The organism is Streptomyces sp. NPDC004609, from assembly GCF_042873655.1.
Classification (GTDB): Bacteria; Actinomycetota; Actinomycetes; order Streptomycetales; family Streptomycetaceae; genus Streptomyces.
In genome coordinates, this window is the sequence record NZ_JBIALS010000008.1 from 36,051 (window position 1) to 51,027 (window position 14,977).

The window sequence follows — 14,977 nt, forward strand, 5'->3', positions numbered from 1 at the left end:
GGTTGTGGTCATGGAAATCCCCGGACAGGCGTCCCCGCCACGTGTGGAGGACGTCGATCTCGCCGATCCGTCGTTCTGGCGGCTGCCGCGCGCACGGCGGCTGGAGTCGTTCGCGCGGCTGCGTGCTCTCGGCGCCCCCGCCCGATTCGGATCCGGGCCCGGCTTCTACGCCCTCGTACGGCACGCCGACGTCCGGGAAGCGAGCCGCAGGCCCGGGGAGTTCGCCAGCGCCCCCGGGGTCACCACGCCCGAACCGGCCGCGTGGGCCAAGGCCGTCTTCGGCAACTCCATGGTCAACATGGACGGCGCCGAGCACGCGGCCCTCCGCAGGATCGTCTTCCGCGCCTTCACTCCGAGACTGCTGTCCGCCGCGGAGGACAATGTGCGGGCGGTCGCCGCCCGTATCGTCGACGAGATGGTCCGCGACCGGCCGGCGGACTTCGTGGCGTCCGTCGCCTCCCGTATGCCGTTCGAGATCATCTGCGATCTCATGGGGATCCCGGGGCCCCAGCGGACCGAGATCGCCCGCCGCGTCGACGAGGCGTCCGAGAACGTGGGGGTCACCCGGCGGAGGCTGCGGGTGCCGGGGCGCGGGCTGCGGGCACTCGCCCAGATGCAGCTGACGATGGCGAAGCTCGCGCGTGAGCGCCGCCGGGAGCCGAAGGACGACCTCATCTCGGCGCTGGTGTGCGCCGACATCGACGGTGAGGCCCTGTCCTCACGCCAGCTCGGCGCGTTCTTCTCCCTGTTGCTGGTGGCGGGTGTGGAGACCACGCGCAACGCCGTCGCGCACGGCCTGGCGCTGCTGTCCGGCCATCCCGAGCAGTACGCCCTGCTGGCCGCCGACTTCGCGCGGTACGCGGACGGCGCGGTGGACGAGATCGTCCGCCACTCGACGCCGATCATCCAGTTCCGCCGTACGGTCACGGCCGAGTGCGAACTGGGCGGGCGGGTGCTGCGCCCCGGCGAGAAGGTGGTGCTGTTCTACGCGTCGGCCAATCGCGACGAGGCGGTCTTCGAGAACCCGGACGCCTTCGACATCACCCGGAGCCCCAACCCGCACCTGGGTTACGGGGGCGGTGGCCCGCACTACTGCCTGGGCGCGCATCTGGCCCGGCAGGAGATGAAGGCCCTCTTCCAGGAACTGCTCACCCGCACCAGCGGCCTCCGCGCCCTCTCCCCGCCCGCCCTGGTCGACTCCACCTTCGACAACCGCGTCCGCGCCCTCCCGTTCACGTTCACCCCGCTCCCCCGGCCGGTCCTTCCCGCCTCGTCGACCGCCCCGACCGCCACCCGGTCCGGCCCGTCCGGCACCGGACCCGGCCCGTCCGGAGGGTGAGGACGGACCCGGACCGGGGGCCGGCGGCCCGGCAGGCGCGGCACCTTGTGAACCTCGCCCCCCGCCCGCGCGCCTTACCGCAGCCGAGTCACCCGCACCAGCACATGCGCCGCGCCCTTCAGGGTCTCCTCGTCACCCAGGAACGCCTGGAGCGTCTCCTCGGAGACCGGCCGGCCCGGCACCGCCTGCGGCCACGCGCGGCTCGCCACGACGAGGTGCGCGTGGCCCCGCGCGCCCGCCGCCGCCAGCCACTCCGGAGGAGCCACGCACTGGGCACTCAGATACGGCATGTTGAGCACCGCCTGCCCGCCCTCCACGAGCAGCCGGATCGGGGAGTTCACGGACGCGGGCGTGCCGTCGGACATGGCGCCCGGCTTCAGCCCGGATTCCGCGATCATTCCCAGCAGGGCCGCCGTGCCCGCTTCCGCACCCCCGTCCCCGTCACCGCAGGAATAGACGAGGAGATACGGCACGTCGTGCCCGGCTTCGGGGTCACCGGTCCAGGCGAGCATCGAAAGAGTGCCCAAATGGCTGCGCTGGACGGTGCTTTGGGTGGAATTCGCTGTGGTCATGGCTCGGCACCCTAATGCCCTGTCCGCCCCGGAGACCGCCCTCGTTCACCTGGACGGGGGATGCTTCAGCTGCCAGGTGACGGATGAATTCCCCAGCGTGCAGTGGAATTTCACGATGTCCGCACTTTCGGGAACTTCGAAGACGAGCCAGCCCTGCACCTGTTCACCGACCGCAAGGGTGTTCCATTTCAGCGGAAGTCCGGTGGTGATCGCCCCGGATTCCACCGCCGGGTGGCGATTCCCCTTCCCGTCGCTGACCCACGCCTTCCCGCCGCTCGCGTCATGGGGTTTTCCGCCCACGTTCACGAGCGCGACCTCCACACCGATCCGGCGCTTCCCGGCCGCGGGTACGGACCGTGACGACGTGGCCGGGCGGATGGCGATCGCGGGGTCGACGGCGGAGCGTACGGAGATCCGGAGACGCCGGCCGAAGGCACGTCCGCCGAAGTCGGCCGTGTCCCCGATCCAGGCCGTCTCCCCGGAGCGCGGCTTCTCGTCGACGGCCGCCGCCGGGGCGCCCACCGCGCGGGGGTCCGTTCCGGCGGAGGCGTCGGAGCCCTGACAGCCGGTGGCCGCCATCGCGAGCACGGACAGCAGCAGCGCGGATGCCAGGTGTCGCATCGGTCGGTCCCCTCAGGCAGGCCGTTTTCCGTATCATCACGCCCTTTCCCGCCAAAACCTTCCACCTGGGCGGCCGTCGGGCGCCGTGTCGCGGATCGAGCACCCCAACGCGCTATCGGCGCACGGGGGAAGGCCGGGTGACCCGGCGCGCGCTCCGGAGCGCGCCCCACGTCGCACGCGGCGCAAGGAAGCGGACCCGTGAGCGCAACACGCGCGGCGCGATCCTCGAAAAACCGTTCCTGCGTTCCCCCGGCGGCCCGCCCCGGCAGTGACTTCGTCCCCCGGACCCCCGTTGGCTGTCATATGGCAAGGACAACCGCGCCTGCCCGATGGCAGCGCGTCCAGACGTTCTCGGCTCCGCACGCGACCACGAGCACGTACCCGGACCGGGCTTCCCGCCCGGGCGGCGTGCCCCCCGACGAGTCCCCGATCTATGAGGAACTCGTACGTCAATGGGCCGCGGCGGGCCGCACTCTGCCGGGCGCGAACGACCTGGAGTGGGCCCGGCTCGTCCGGTTCCCGCCACCGCAGGCCGCCCCGCCCGACCCCTTCACCGGCTCGCCGTCCCCGTACCGGGGCCGGCTCCACCTCAGCCGGCACCCGGCCTGACGGCCCTCCGCCCGCCGGGGTGCGACCCGGCGACCGCACCACGGCGGTGATACGCCTCCGGATCAGCCCTCCCGCACCGGCCGAGGCCCCTCGGCCGAAGTCACCGCGGGGGACGCGGAGGTCGCGGAGGTCGCCGGGGTCGCCGCGGCCGGGACCGGTCCGGAAGGAACCGGTCCGGCGGGGCGCGGCACCCGGACCGCAGCACCCGCCCGCAGCCGCCGCCGCACCCCGGCGACCAGTCGGCGGGCGGTGAACGTCGCCCCGTACACGAAGCGCATGGACGGCCCGAACGAGGGCGCGGTCAGCAGCCCCGCGAAGAACAGCCCCGGGGCCGAGGACTCGAACCCGGCGCTCAGCTCCGGCGCCCGGGTGCCCGGGACCGTGCCGACCGCCGACCGCAGCGGGGTGTCCAGCAGCGCCAGCCGGTCGAGGTCCGGGGTGAACCCGGTCGCGGCGACGACGTGGTCGGTGTCGACGGTCTCGGTGCCCCCGCCGGGGGTGTTCAGCGTCAGCCGCAGCCGGCCGCCGCCGGCCTCGGCACCGCGCAGGCTGTGCCCGAGCAGCGCGGGCACCCGGCTCTCGTACCGCTCCCTGAGCCACCACGCGCCCGCCGGGCCGAGTGCCGTGCTCGCGATGTGCGCGCGGGTGCTCGCGGGCAGCTTCCGTACGGCCCAGGGGATCTCCGACCAGACCCAGCTGGTCCAGCCGGTGCCGAGGCCGCTGTGCGGGGTCCGCAGCGAACGGAGCGGTCCGCGTTCGAGGGGCTGGGGCACGGTGTTCCAGTTCAGCCGGTCCGTACGGGCCACCAGCCGTGGCCGGGCGCCCTGTTCGGCGAGCAGGGTCGCGGTCTCCAGCGCCGCCTGGCCCGCGCCGACGACGGTGACGTCCTTGCCCCGGAATCCGCCGAGGTCGCTGTGTCCGCTGCTGTGGGTCACGTACCGCGAGGGCAGACCGGCCAGCGCCTCGGGGATGTGGACGAACGGCATCACCCCCACGGCGAGGACGACCGTGCGGGCGGTGACGCCGCCGCCGTCGGCGGTCTCCACCCGGAAGCCGCCGTCGGCGGGTGCGACGAGGGTGACGGTCCGCTCGTCGGCCTCCGGGACGGCGTGCCGCGCGAACCACAGGCCGTAGTCGGTGAACGCCCCGATCGGGAGCGGGCTGCCGTGGACGGTCTCGAAGCCGCGTTCCGCGCCGAAGCGGGCGAGGGTGTGCGCGGCTGCCGGGTCGGAGAGGTTCGACGACCAGGGCTCCGACTTGAGGAACATGCCGTCCGGCATGTGGTCGCGCCAGGACGCCATCGCCCGGCCGAAGACCTTCAGGCTCAGCCCGGCCGCCGCCGCGTGGGCGGCGATGGACAGTCCGTAGGGACCGGCGCCGATGACTGCCACGTCGTACATGGTGTGTTCCTTTGCGCGAGGGGCTCCGGAGACGTGGAGGGGCTCCGGGGCCGAGAGGTGTGCGGGGTGTGGAGGGTGGTTCCGGGGGGGGCGGGAGGAGTGTTCGGGAGCGTTGAGGTACGAGGGCCGGACGGTTCAGGTCCGTCCGGAATGCCGGAAGGGACGGTTCGGGGCCGGGAAGCCGGGGCGGGTTCAGGTCCGGGAGGTGCGGTCGGTGGCGCTGTCGGCGGGCTCACGCGGCCGGGGCGGCGGGCCGGCCGCGGGCACGGACGGGCGGCGCGCGGCGCGGGTGGCCGTCCGTACCCGGTGCACGGCCTTGGCCAGCCCCCGCCCGAGCCAGGCCCGGGTCATCGCGAGGAACGGCAGCGGATCGTCGCCCGCGAACCACGCCGTCTCCACGCCTTCCCCGCGAACCCCCGGCCGCCGCGCGCCGGGGTTCTTGTCCCGTACGGAGACGACCGCCGACAGCAGCGCGTAGTTCTCCGCGACGAAGACGCGCCCCGGCCGGCCCGAACGGCGCGGCACCCGCTGCCCGGTGAGATCGAGGTACAGGGCGCGTACGACGTCGAGGCCGCCGGGATCGGTGAAGAGCCGGAACTGCGCGCCCGGCCGCGGGTTGGCGTCCAGGAGCCGGTACGTGCCCGCGGAGGCGTCGCGCCGGAAGTCGAGGTCGAGGATGCCCCGGTAGCCGACATGGGAGACCAGCCGCAGCGCGGCCTCCTCGACCTCGGGGTTGGGGTGCCAGCGGCCCTTGGCGGTGAGACCCGTGCGCGTCGGCCACGACAGTTCCTTGCGCCCGCTGCCGCCCGCCAGGCACACCGGGCCGTCACCGGAGAAGTAGCCGTGGAAGAACCAGTCGTTGTCCGGCGCGTCCGGCAGATAGCGCTGGAGGAGCAGCCGGCTCCCGGCGGTCCGGCCGCGTTCGTGGAGCGCGCGGGCCGCTCCCGGGGAGGTCACCAGGGTGGTGCTGCGCAGCCCGGTCGCGGGGGTCAGCAGCCAGGGGTGGCTCCACTTCGCCACCAGTGGCAGCCCCAGTCTCCGTACCGCGTCGGCGGCTTCGGCCGGGGTGCCCGGGACGACGGTGTCCGGGTGCGCGATGCCCGCCGCGGCGCACAGCCCCGCGAGTTCGGCCTTGTCGGCGAGGCGGCCGGGCAGTTCGGCGGGCTGGTCGGGAAGGAGATAGCGCTCCCGGAGCCGCGGCGCGTGGGCCGCGGTGTGGATCGCGCTCAGATCGTCCATGGCGATCAGCACCGCGCGCCGGCCGATGCGGTCCGAGACCCGCAGCAGCATCTCCACGAACGCGTCGGCCGCGTCGGCCCCGGGGGGCCTCGGGTGGGCCCGGTGCAGATAGCGGGAGCGGGTCACGGGACTCGCGGCCGCCTCGACCACGGCGTGTACCTCGACACCCGCCCGGCCCAGCGATCTGACGGCACCGAGGGTGCCGTGGTGAAACGGATTCCGGTCGAGGCGCAGCACAAGAGCGGGTACCCGGGTATCGAATGCGTGCTCCGCATCCACTGCGTCCATTGCGTCGAATGGTGGCATCAACGTCACAACTTTCACCTGGATGGACCTGAATATCGCGGTGGGTTTCGCGAATGGCCTAGTGACGGGCCTTTGGACCGTTCACCCGTATGACTTTCTGCCTACGGTCGAACAGGCCGTTACGAAGACGGCACGGACATCGCTCTTGGAGGAGCCCATGACCCGACGGCGCCGTCTCACCAGCATCTGTATCGGGACGGTTGCCGCGGGGCTCCTCGTCTCCACGGGTGTCCTCGGGGAACGGACGGCGGGCGTCGCCCGTGCCGCGGAAGTACCGCCGTCGCCGGTCGCCATGGGTGCGTATCTCGACTACGGTCCGGCCGGTGTGCGGCGCATGACCGAACTCTCGCGCTGGCTGGGTGGGGCGGAACTGAGGGTTGGTCACACGTATCTTCCGGGTGACCGGTGGAGCAATATCGAGGGCCGGGTGAGCTTTCTGGAGGACTGGGCCCGCTGGCGGCAGGGCGCTGCCGACCGGATGTTCGTCCTCAACGTGCCCATGCTGGAGCGGAACGAGGCCCGGGTGCCCGACGGGGAGGTCCGCGGTCTGCTGAGGGCGGGCGCCTCGGGCCGCTTCGACCACCACTTCCGGAATCTGGCCTCCCGGCTGGTCGAACTGGGCGTCCCGGACACGGTGATCGTGCTCGGCTGGGAGATGAACGGCACCACGTACACCCATCGCTGCGGCCCGGACCCCCAGTCCTGGAAGGCATACTGGAATCGCATCGTGGCGGCTATGCGTTCCGTCGAGGGGCAGGAATTCCGTTTCGATTTCGCCCCCAACAGGGGTACGGACGCGATTCCCTGGACCGAGTGCTACCCGGGCGACGATGTCGTGGACATCATCGGGATGGATTCGTACGACCAGGCTCCCGGGCGCACCTTCGAGGAGCAGGCGGCGGCTCCGTACGGGCTGCGGCAGCAGGTTGAATTCGCGCGCGAGCACGACAAGGAGATCTCGTACCCGGAGTGGGGGCTGTTCCGCAACGGCGACAACCCCGCGTACATGCGGGGCATGCTGGAATGGATCGAGCGGCACCGGCCGCTTTATCAGACCATCACGGACTACTGTCCGCACGGTGTCTGGCAGTGCGATGACAACCCCAAATCGTCGAATGTGTTCCGTTCGCTGCTGTACGCGAGGCCGACCGTGCCCGTCGAGCCCACACCGCCGGTACCGACGCCGACCGTTCCGGTGCCGCCGGTACCGACGCCGACCGTCCCGCCGGTGCCGACGCCACCGGTCACGCCCACGCCGCCGGTCGTCGTCCCGACGCCGCCGGTGGTACCGACGCCGACCGTCCCGCCGGTGCCGACGCCACCGGTCACGCCCACGCCGCCGGTCGTCGTCCCGACGCCGCCGGTACCGACGCCGACCGTCCCGCCGGTGCCGACGCCCTCCGCGCCGACACCCACGCCGACTCCCGTTCCGGTCGAACCGACACCGGTTCCGACACCAACGCCGACACCGACCGAGCCCGTCGAGCCGACGCCGAGTCCGACCCCGACACCGACACCGACGCCGACGCCGACGCCGACGGCACAGCCCACGCCCACGCCGACACCGACGCCCTCCCCGACCCCGACCCCGACCCGGCCGGTGGTCGGGCCGGGTCCCGCCGAGTGGTGTGTGCCGCTGGGCCGGCTCGGGGAGTGGATCGGCCGGTGGGTGCCCGACCGCACGTTCTGCGTCACGCTCCCGTGGGCGGGCGGCCGGCTCCCGCAGCCGTCCCCCGAGCCGGTTCAGCGGGCGGGCGGGGAACGGGGTTAGGGCGCGGGAGGCCGCCTGCGTACCAACGCCCGCCAGTCGTTCAGCCGGGCGCGCCACTCCCGCACGGCGGGGAACCGTTCCCGGACGGCCCCCGCCGCGCGGTCGCGCCAGCCCGCCCGCGCCGCGTGCAGCCGCAGCGCGGGTTCGAGCGCGTACGGAGCCATCAGGAGCCGCTGGTTGGTGACGGCCTCGGGTCGCCAGCTGTTCTTGTACGCCTCCTTGCCCCGCAGCAGGCTCACCACCCGGCGGCCGGTGCTCGCCGCGAAATCGGTGTCGTGGCGCAGCAGCATGGTGGCGACGTCGACCTTGCGCTCCCTCAGCTCCGGGTGGGCGCCGTAGAGGTAGCCGCCGGTGAGCTGCCCGGACAGCAGCGCCACACTCGCCGCGACGACCTCGCCGTCCAGCCGGTACTCGGTGAGCGCGGCGTCCCCGTCGCGCACCATCCGCCGGGTCGCCCGCACCAGGTGCTCCGCGAACCTCGGCCGCAGATGCTCGGCGGTGACTCCCCGGCCGCGCCACTGGAGTTCGTGCAGCCGCAGGAGATGGCCCATGGTGTCGGGGACACCGTGCTCACCCACCCGCACACCCTCGATGTTCAGCGCGTCGATCTTGCGCAGCTTGGCCCGTACGCGCTGGGCGCGGTTGGCCGGCAGCCGCTTGACCAGTTCCTCCATGGGCGCGGCCGGCAGCTCCAGACAGACGGAGTCCGCCAGCCGCTGCTTCGCGCCGGTCCACTTCGCGTACAGCCGCTCGGCGGCGGCCCCGGGCCGTACCTCCCGCAGATCGATCACGGCGTGCCGGGCCGCGCGCTGAAGTCCGCGCTCCAGGGCGGTGATCGCGGCGTCGGCGGCCCGGCCGGTCGGATCGCTCTGGTCGTCGACGAGGATGTCGCTGTAGTCGGAGATCCCGCCGCCCAGGGAGACGAGCATCGGCATCGGCCGGTGGACGAGCATCAGCGGCGCGGCGGCGACCAGCCGCCCGTCACGGCGTACGAGGACGATCCGCAGCCGCCCGTCGACCCCGTACGAGAGCCACCAGGAGTCCAGCCAGGAGTGGCTCTGGAAGGGGGTCGCGGTGGAGCACCGGCGCTGGAGGTCGTCCCACTCGGACCGCAGCCGGGCGAACGCGCGCTGGTCCCGGCAGAGCGTGACGACGATGCCCGTGCGGTGCCCGCCCCGCTCCTCGGACGCCATCAGACGCGCTCCATCTCTGCCGCGTACTGCCCGGCGCCGGTGGCCTCCTGCGGTCCGGCGGGCGCGGGCACGGTCGCGGCGGCGGTCCGGCGCGCCGGGCGGGGCCGTACGAGCAGGACGAGCCCGCCGATCAGCCCGCCCGCGCACCCGCCGACGGCCCCGGCGATGGGGGCGGACGGTGATACGCGACGGGTCGGCGGGATCGCCTGGGAGAAGCTCACCAGCCGTACGCCGGTGCTCTTGGCGACCTGATTGCTGCTCACGAACACGGCGTCGGCGACCGCGTTGGCGATGTCCGCGGCCTCTCCGGGCCGGTTCGAGGTGCCGGTGATCGCGATCATCGGCGAGTCCGGGGAGGTTTCGGTGCGTACCCGGCTGCGCAGCCGGTCGGCGGGCATCCCGGCCGCGACCCGGGCGTACGCCATGGTGGAGTCGCCGGTCGCGATCCGCCCGTACGCCTGGGCGAACCCGACCGCGGCGCCGGGCTGCGCGTCCTTGGCGGGGACGGCGACGACATAGCTGGTGGCCGCGTACTGAGGGGGCGCCAGCAGTCCGTACGCGGTGCCGCAGATCGCGCCCGTGGCTGCGAAGACGGGCAGCGGCCACCACCGGAGCACCGCGCGGATCCGGCCGGTCTTCCTGCCGGTCCGCCCACGGGCGGGTGCGGGCTCGCTCACGGGTGCTGCCTTCGGGCCGGCCGGCTCGGTCGTGGTGTCGTTCGGGTCGGTCGCGTCGTTCATCGGGGTGCTCTCTCGGTCGGGCGGGTGTGTGTGCGGGGGGCGGGAACGGCGAGGACCCGGGTGTAGAGGTCCATCAGCCGCCGGCCGCTGTGCTCGATGTCGTAGTGCCGGGCGACCGGCGCGGGCGGCAGCCGCCGCGCCCCGGCTCCGGACCAGGTCCGCAGGACGGCCGCGAGTTCGCCGGCCGTGCCCCCGAACCGCTGGGCGCCGGGGGCCTGGTGGGGTGGCAGATCGTCGATCGCGGGGCAGGTGCTGTGCAGGACGGGCAGCCCGGCGGCGAGCGCCTCGACGACGGCCAGCCCGAACGCCTCCTCCCGGGACGCGGACACAAAGGCGTCCAGGGCGCAGAGCAACGACGGCACGCTGGGTGCGCCGAATCCGGCACCGATACCGATACCGGCACCCGTACCCGCACCGGATCCGGCACCGGTGTCCGGGGCGGGCCCGTCCGGCCGGGCGGCGCCCGCCTCCGGCCCCCGGGCCGCGCCCGTGCGGGCCGGGCCCGGAGCGCCGGGGCGGCGGGGAGCGGCGATCCGCGCCGGGGCGTACGGGGGCCGGTACGGGGACGCGTCCGAAGACCCGGGCGCGGCCGGGGACATGTCGCACTCCCCCGGGAAGCACACCCGTTCCGTGACGCCCAGCCCTGCCGCGAGCCGCTCCAGCGATGCGCGTTCCGGGCCGTCGCCCGCGATCACCAGGGCGGTTCCCGGCAGCGCGGCCACCGCCCGCACCAGCACGTCGAAGCGCTTGCCGGGCACGAGGCGGCCGACACCGCCGACGACGAAGGTGCCGGGGGCGATGCCGAGGCGGGCGCGGACGGCGAGGCGCTCGGCGGCGTCGAAGCGGAAGCGGGCGGCGTCGATCCCGTTGGGGACGACGTGGATGCGCCCGGCGGGCACCCCCCACTCCCGCAGCCGTGCGGCCACCGTGTCCGAGACGGCGACCGTCGCCGTGCCGAGCCGTTCCGTGGCCAGATAGAGGGCGCGGGTGCCCGGGGTGAGCGGACGGCCCTCGATCTCCGCGTCGCCCAGGGAGTGTTCGGTCGCCACGGTGGCCCGGACGCCCGCGAGCCGGGCCGCGAGCCGCCCGTACACACAGGCGCGGTACAGATGGGTGTGGACGAGGTCGTAGCGGCCACGGCGGATGAGCCGGGTGAGCCGGGGCAGCGCCGTGAGGTCGCGGTTGCCGCGCATCCCGAGGTCGAACACCCTCACGCCGTCGGCGCGCAGCCCCTCGGCGACCGCTCCCGGATTGGTCAGCGTCACCACGTCGCAGTCCACGGGCAGCCGGCGCAGCAGGAGCCGCAGCTGCTGTTCGGCGCCGCCGACCCCGAGGCCGGTGATGATGTGCAGGGCCTTCACCGGGCGCCCGCCCAGTGGCGCAGCCGCTTCACCCAGAGCCGTCCGCCGCGGTCGGCCTGGCTGATGTGCGTACGGGCGAGGGCGTACGGGCCGGGGAGCCCGGCGGGCGGCCGGATCGCGCAGCCGTAGCGGTATCCGGCGTCGCGCACGGCGGCGACGACCCGTTCGTCGACGGCGCCGTACGGATAGCAGAACCCCTCGGGCGCCCGGCCGGTCAGCTCGCGCAGCCAGGTCCGGCTGCGCAGGGTCTCCTGGTGGAGCGCCTCCTCGCCGAGAAGTGTGAGATCGACGTGGTAGAGGCCGTGGGAGGCGATCTCGGTGCCCGCCTCGGCGGCGGCGCGGATCGCGTCCTCGTCGACGAGGGCCCGGCGCGGTCCTTCCGGGTCCCACTCGTTGGTGCCGCCGAGCCGTCCGGGCAGGACGAACAGGGTGGCCGTGCAGCCGTGGTGGCGCAGCACGGGCAGGGCGTCGGCGATGAAGTCGGCGTATCCGTCGTCGAAGGTCAGGCCGACGAGCCCGCGGGCGCTGCCGTCGGCGGCGGCGCGCAGCAGGGTGCCGACGCCGACGCCGGTCAGGCCGCGGCGCCGCAGCCAGCCGAGATGGAGGTCGAGGCGGTCGCGGGCGACGGTGATGCCGTAGGGGTCGTGGGCCGGGTCGGCCACCGAGTGGTACATCAGGATCCACGGCCGGGCGGTGGTGGCGGCGGGCGCGGGGGCCGTCGCCGTACCTGCGGTGTCAGCGGACATGACGGGTGATCCTTCGTCGGGTGAACCTCTGTCGGACGGGGGCGAGGAGATGGAGGACTTCGGGGGACCGGACGGCGAGTCCGGTGCCCGCGAAGACCGCGGGGACGAGCAGAGCGCCGAGGGCGAGGCTGAGGAACGCGTCGCCGATGAGCGGGGCGGCGAGCCGGCCGGCCGCCGCGGCCGCCGCGGCGGCCAGCGCGAGGCGCCCGAGCGCCCGGCTGATGGACCGCACCTGGATGGAGACGATCCGGGAGCCGAGGCCGTGCAGGAGCAGCAGCGCGGTGGTGCTGATCCCGGCGGCGTTGGCGGCGGCGATCCCGTACACGCCCCACTCGCCGACGGCGGCGGATCCCGCGGCGACGGTGACGGCGAGCCCGGCGGCCATGGCCGCGGCCGGGTACCAGGTGGGCCGCCCGGAGGAGAAGAACGGGCGCCCGAGCGCGCCGACCAGGGTGTGTCCGAGCAGCCCGACCGCGTAGACGCGCATCACGGTGGCCGTGGTCTCGGTGTCGCGGGCGTCGAAGGCGCCGCGCTCGAAGAGGACTTCGACGATCTGGGGGGCGTAGCCGAGGATGAGCGCGGTGCCGAGGAGGACGACCAGTCCGGCGAGCGCGAGGTCGTTCTCGACGCGGCGGCGGGCCCGCTCCCGGTCGCCCTCGGCGATCGCCTTGGCGACGGCGGGGAAGGTGACGGTGCAGAACATCAGCGACAGCACCATCGGCATCTGCGCGACCTTCTGCGCGTAGTTCAGATGGGAGATCGCGCCGCTGGGGAGCGAGGACGCGAGGAAGCGCTCGACGAGCACCTGCGACTGACGGCTGACGGCGAACAGGACGATGGGCGCGAGGACGGCGAAGCCGACGAGACGGGCGCGTCCGCGCTGCCGGGGCACCCGCGCCCGGCACGGGCGGGCCCGACCGCCCGTCACCTGGGTGACGAACATGGGGAGCTGGATGAGCACCATCAGCAGTCCGCCGACGGCGACGCCCGCCGCCGCCGCGCGGACGCCCCACAGGGAGTGCAGGACGACGGTGGTGGCGATGATGCCCGCGTTGTACGCGACGTAGACCCCGGCGGGGAGCAGAAAGCGGCCGTGGGCGCGCAGGGCGGCGCTGAAGTATCCGGCGATGCCGAAGGTGAGGACGGTGAGCGCGGTCAGCCGGGTGCAGTCGACGGCGAGCCGCGGATCGGCGAACCCGGGGGCCAGGGCGTGGACGAACTGCGGGGTGAGGACGATCAGCAGCCCGGTCGCGCAGGCCAGTACGGCGAACAGCACGGGGAGGGTGCCCCGGACCAGGTCCCGTACGGCGTCGGGTGAGCGCCCGGCGGCCCGTTGCGCGAGCGCGAGGCTGAACGCGGGCACCAGCAGCAGCGCCATCGCGTCCTCGATGAGGAGGGTGGCCGCCATCTCGGGCACGGTCCACGCGATGAGGAAGGCGTCGCTGTCGAGGCTCGCGCCGTAGATCTGGGCGATCGCCTGGTCGCGTACGAGACCGAGGAGCGCGCCCGCGACGGTGAGCCCGGCGGTGATCGCGGCGGCGCGGGCGAGGACGTTGCCGAGCCGCGGCGGCCCGGTCCTCGGGGCGGTGCCGGTCCGGGTGTCCACCCCGGTGTCGGTTCCCGTCATACGGGCCGTGCCCCGTCCCGGCCCGCGGGAGCCGGGTCCCACCGCGCCGCGTCCCGGTGGGCGGGCGCTTCCGTCCCTCTCGCGTCCGCGGGCTCTCTCCCGCCCGCGGGCGCCAGGGCCCACCGGGCGGCGAGCCCGAGGACGATCCCGGTCAGCACGGTCGAGGGCCCGCCGATGTCGGCGTACAGGAAGTCGACGGTCTGCCAGAGCATCAGGGCGACGGCCACGAGCCCGCAGTCGGCGGGTCCGGCGCGGCGGAGCAGTCTGCGGATGCCGCCGGCGAGCAGGGCGGCCCAGCTCACGGCGAACGCGGTGAGGCCGATGAGCCCCTGCTCGCCGAGGATCAGCAGATACATGTTGTGCGGGGACAGCAGAGGCTGCTTGCGGAACGTCTGTCCGGCGCCCGCGATGTCGCTGCCGGAGGAGAGCCCGATGGAGGCGTGGGCGTCGCGGTGGGCGGGGAAGCCCTTGAGGCCGACCCCGGTGACGGGTTCCTCCCGCCACATGCTCGCGGCGGCGGCCCACATCGTGTACCGGTCGCTGACGGAGCGGTCGGGGGCGGCGGTCACCTGGGTGATGCTGCCGAGCCGCTGCGAGATCATCTCGGAACCGACGCCGAAGCCGCCGACGAGGACCACGGTCACCGCCGTCAGCACGGCGAGCGTCGTGACGGCCCGGCGGAGTCCGGCCAGCAGCAGCATCGTGAACGCGGCGGCTCCGGTCGCGATCCACGCGCCCCGGCTGAACGACAGGCCCAGCGGGACGACGAGGAGGGCCGCCGTTCCGGCCGCGGCCACCCGCAGCCGGCGGGGTGCGCCCGGCGGGGTGCGCAGGGCGAACGCGGCGGCGGCGAGCAGTCCGTACGCGACCACGGTGGCCATGCCCATGACGTCGGTGGGACCGAAGGTGCCGACGGCCCGGACGTCCTCGCCCCGGTAGGAGGCGCCGGCCCCGGTCGTGTACTGGTGGATCCCGATCCCGCCCTGCACCAGGGCGAGGACCACCAGGGAGCCGGTGACGATCCGGAAGTCGTGTGCGTCGCGCACCAGGAGGACGACGGCGGCGGGCACCAGCACGAAGACCTGGAGATAACGCACGAATCCGGGCAGGGCGGCCGTCGGGTCGGCGGCCGTGACGGTGGCGATCGCGACCGCGGCGGCGGGGAGGGCGAGCACCGCGGCGGCGGACGGTGTCAGCGCCGCCGCCCGGGTCCGGAGCACCCGCACGGCGCAGAAGAGCACCAGCGCGCCCGACGCCAGATCCGCGGGCACGAGCCCGCCCGCCCCGGCCCGGCTTCCCTCCGGCAGGGGCGCGGCCAGCAGCAGGACGGTCCCGATCAGCGGCAGCAGCGGCCAGCGGCGGGCGAGCCGGCGCAGCGTGTGACGGGCTCCCCCGTCCGTCTCCGGCGCCGGACGCGGTGTCCCGGTCGGCGCCGCCGTGAGCACGGCCATGG

At 74.2% G+C, this 14,977-nt stretch carries 13 protein-coding genes; 3 read left to right on the forward strand and 10 right to left on the reverse strand.

The features are described 5' to 3' along the window. Nucleotides 1-10 precede the first annotated feature (10 nt). On the forward strand, nucleotides 11-1,339 hold the full coding sequence (locus ACFYT4_RS10510; RefSeq protein WP_389267148.1) for a cytochrome P450: 1,329 nt from the start codon (nucleotides 11-13) through the stop codon (nucleotides 1,337-1,339). 74 nt (nucleotides 1,340-1,413) lie between these two features. On the opposite strand, the gene ACFYT4_RS10515 is transcribed toward ACFYT4_RS10510, so the two are convergent. Further along, on the reverse strand, nucleotides 1,414-1,911 hold the full coding sequence (locus tag ACFYT4_RS10515; RefSeq protein WP_389267149.1) for a DUF5949 family protein: 498 nt from the start codon (nucleotides 1,909-1,911) through the stop codon (nucleotides 1,414-1,416). 45 nt (nucleotides 1,912-1,956) lie between these two features. Beyond that, the gene (locus tag ACFYT4_RS10520; RefSeq protein WP_389267150.1) at nucleotides 1,957-2,532 is read right to left on the reverse strand and encodes a DUF4352 domain-containing protein; all 576 of its coding nucleotides are present in this window, start codon (nucleotides 2,530-2,532) and stop codon (nucleotides 1,957-1,959) included. Nucleotides 2,533-2,835: 303 nt separating this feature from the next. Between ACFYT4_RS10520 and ACFYT4_RS10525 the strand changes: the two genes are divergently transcribed. After that, nucleotides 2,836-3,141, forward strand: a complete 306-nt coding sequence (locus ACFYT4_RS10525) for a hypothetical protein (RefSeq protein WP_389267151.1) — start codon at nucleotides 2,836-2,838, stop codon at nucleotides 3,139-3,141. 62 nt (nucleotides 3,142-3,203) lie between these two features. Here the strand turns inward: ACFYT4_RS10525 and ACFYT4_RS10530 are convergent, their stop codons facing one another. Continuing rightward, nucleotides 3,204-4,541 carry an NAD(P)-binding domain-containing protein gene (locus ACFYT4_RS10530; protein ID WP_389267152.1) on the reverse strand — a complete coding sequence of 446 codons (1,338 nt, stop codon included), beginning with the start codon at nucleotides 4,539-4,541 and terminating at the stop codon, nucleotides 3,204-3,206. A gap of 192 nt (nucleotides 4,542-4,733) precedes the next feature. Further along, nucleotides 4,734-6,068, reverse strand: coding sequence for an ATP-grasp domain-containing protein (locus ACFYT4_RS10535; RefSeq protein WP_389267154.1), 1,335 nt, complete (start codon nucleotides 6,066-6,068; stop codon nucleotides 4,734-4,736). A gap of 175 nt (nucleotides 6,069-6,243) precedes the next feature. Between ACFYT4_RS10535 and ACFYT4_RS10540 the strand changes: the two genes are divergently transcribed. After that, nucleotides 6,244-7,857, forward strand: a complete 1,614-nt coding sequence (locus ACFYT4_RS10540) for a glycoside hydrolase family 26 protein (protein WP_389267155.1) — start codon at nucleotides 6,244-6,246, stop codon at nucleotides 7,855-7,857. On the opposite strand, the gene ACFYT4_RS10545 is transcribed toward ACFYT4_RS10540, so the two are convergent. Genes ACFYT4_RS10545 through ACFYT4_RS10570 form a run of 6 tightly spaced genes read right to left on the reverse strand, consistent with a single transcriptional unit; the run spans nucleotide 7,854 to nucleotide 14,975 of the window. Continuing rightward, a complete protein-coding gene (locus tag ACFYT4_RS10545) occupies nucleotides 7,854-9,050 on the reverse strand; it encodes a GNAT family N-acetyltransferase (RefSeq protein ID WP_389267157.1) in 1,197 nt (398 codons plus the stop codon). The genes ACFYT4_RS10540 and ACFYT4_RS10545 overlap by 4 nt on opposite strands. Further along, a complete protein-coding gene (locus ACFYT4_RS10550) occupies nucleotides 9,050-9,790 on the reverse strand; it encodes a lipopolysaccharide biosynthesis protein (protein WP_389267158.1) in 741 nt (246 codons plus the stop codon). The genes ACFYT4_RS10545 and ACFYT4_RS10550 overlap by 1 nt, the downstream gene beginning before the upstream one ends. After that, nucleotides 9,787-11,151, reverse strand: coding sequence for a glycosyltransferase (locus tag ACFYT4_RS10555; RefSeq protein ID WP_389267159.1), 1,365 nt, complete (start codon nucleotides 11,149-11,151; stop codon nucleotides 9,787-9,789). The genes ACFYT4_RS10550 and ACFYT4_RS10555 overlap by 4 nt, the downstream gene beginning before the upstream one ends. After that, on the reverse strand, nucleotides 11,148-11,897 hold the full coding sequence (locus tag ACFYT4_RS10560; protein ID WP_389267160.1) for a polysaccharide deacetylase family protein: 750 nt from the start codon (nucleotides 11,895-11,897) through the stop codon (nucleotides 11,148-11,150). Before ACFYT4_RS10560 ends, ACFYT4_RS10555 begins: the two co-directional genes overlap by 4 nt. Continuing rightward, the gene (murJ, locus tag ACFYT4_RS10565) at nucleotides 11,887-13,524 is read right to left on the reverse strand and encodes a murein biosynthesis integral membrane protein MurJ (RefSeq protein WP_389267161.1); all 1,638 of its coding nucleotides are present in this window, start codon (nucleotides 13,522-13,524) and stop codon (nucleotides 11,887-11,889) included. Before murJ ends, ACFYT4_RS10560 begins: the two co-directional genes overlap by 11 nt. Next, a complete protein-coding gene (locus tag ACFYT4_RS10570) occupies nucleotides 13,521-14,975 on the reverse strand; it encodes an O-antigen ligase family protein (protein ID WP_389267162.1) in 1,455 nt (484 codons plus the stop codon). Before ACFYT4_RS10570 ends, murJ begins: the two co-directional genes overlap by 4 nt. Between the last annotated feature and the right edge of the window lie 2 nt (nucleotides 14,976-14,977).

Excerpts from the sequence above, each read along its gene's own strand:
- murJ (WP_389267161.1), bottom strand. The coding sequence starts at position 13,524 with ATGACGGGAACCGACACCGGGGTGGACACCCGGACCGGCACCGCCCCG.
- ACFYT4_RS10560 (WP_389267160.1), bottom strand. The coding sequence starts at position 11,897 with ATGTCCGCTGACACCGCAGGTACGGCGACGGCCCCCGCGCCCGCCGCC.
- ACFYT4_RS10530 (WP_389267152.1), bottom strand. The coding sequence starts at position 4,541 with ATGTACGACGTGGCAGTCATCGGCGCCGGTCCCTACGGACTGTCCATC.
- ACFYT4_RS10550 (WP_389267158.1), bottom strand. The coding sequence starts at position 9,790 with ATGAACGACGCGACCGACCCGAACGACACCACGACCGAGCCGGCCGGC.
- ACFYT4_RS10540 (WP_389267155.1), top strand. The coding sequence starts at position 6,244 with ATGACCCGACGGCGCCGTCTCACCAGCATCTGTATCGGGACGGTTGCC.
- ACFYT4_RS10570 (WP_389267162.1), bottom strand. The coding sequence starts at position 14,975 with ATGGCCGTGCTCACGGCGGCGCCGACCGGGACACCGCGTCCGGCGCCG.
- ACFYT4_RS10510 (WP_389267148.1), top strand. The coding sequence starts at position 11 with ATGGAAATCCCCGGACAGGCGTCCCCGCCACGTGTGGAGGACGTCGAT.
- ACFYT4_RS10535 (WP_389267154.1), bottom strand. The coding sequence starts at position 6,068 with ATGGACGCAGTGGATGCGGAGCACGCATTCGATACCCGGGTACCCGCT.
- ACFYT4_RS10515 (WP_389267149.1), bottom strand. The coding sequence starts at position 1,911 with ATGACCACAGCGAATTCCACCCAAAGCACCGTCCAGCGCAGCCATTTG.
- ACFYT4_RS10525 (WP_389267151.1), top strand. The coding sequence starts at position 2,836 with ATGGCAAGGACAACCGCGCCTGCCCGATGGCAGCGCGTCCAGACGTTC.
- ACFYT4_RS10520 (WP_389267150.1), bottom strand. The coding sequence starts at position 2,532 with ATGCGACACCTGGCATCCGCGCTGCTGCTGTCCGTGCTCGCGATGGCG.
- ACFYT4_RS10545 (WP_389267157.1), bottom strand. The coding sequence starts at position 9,050 with ATGGCGTCCGAGGAGCGGGGCGGGCACCGCACGGGCATCGTCGTCACG.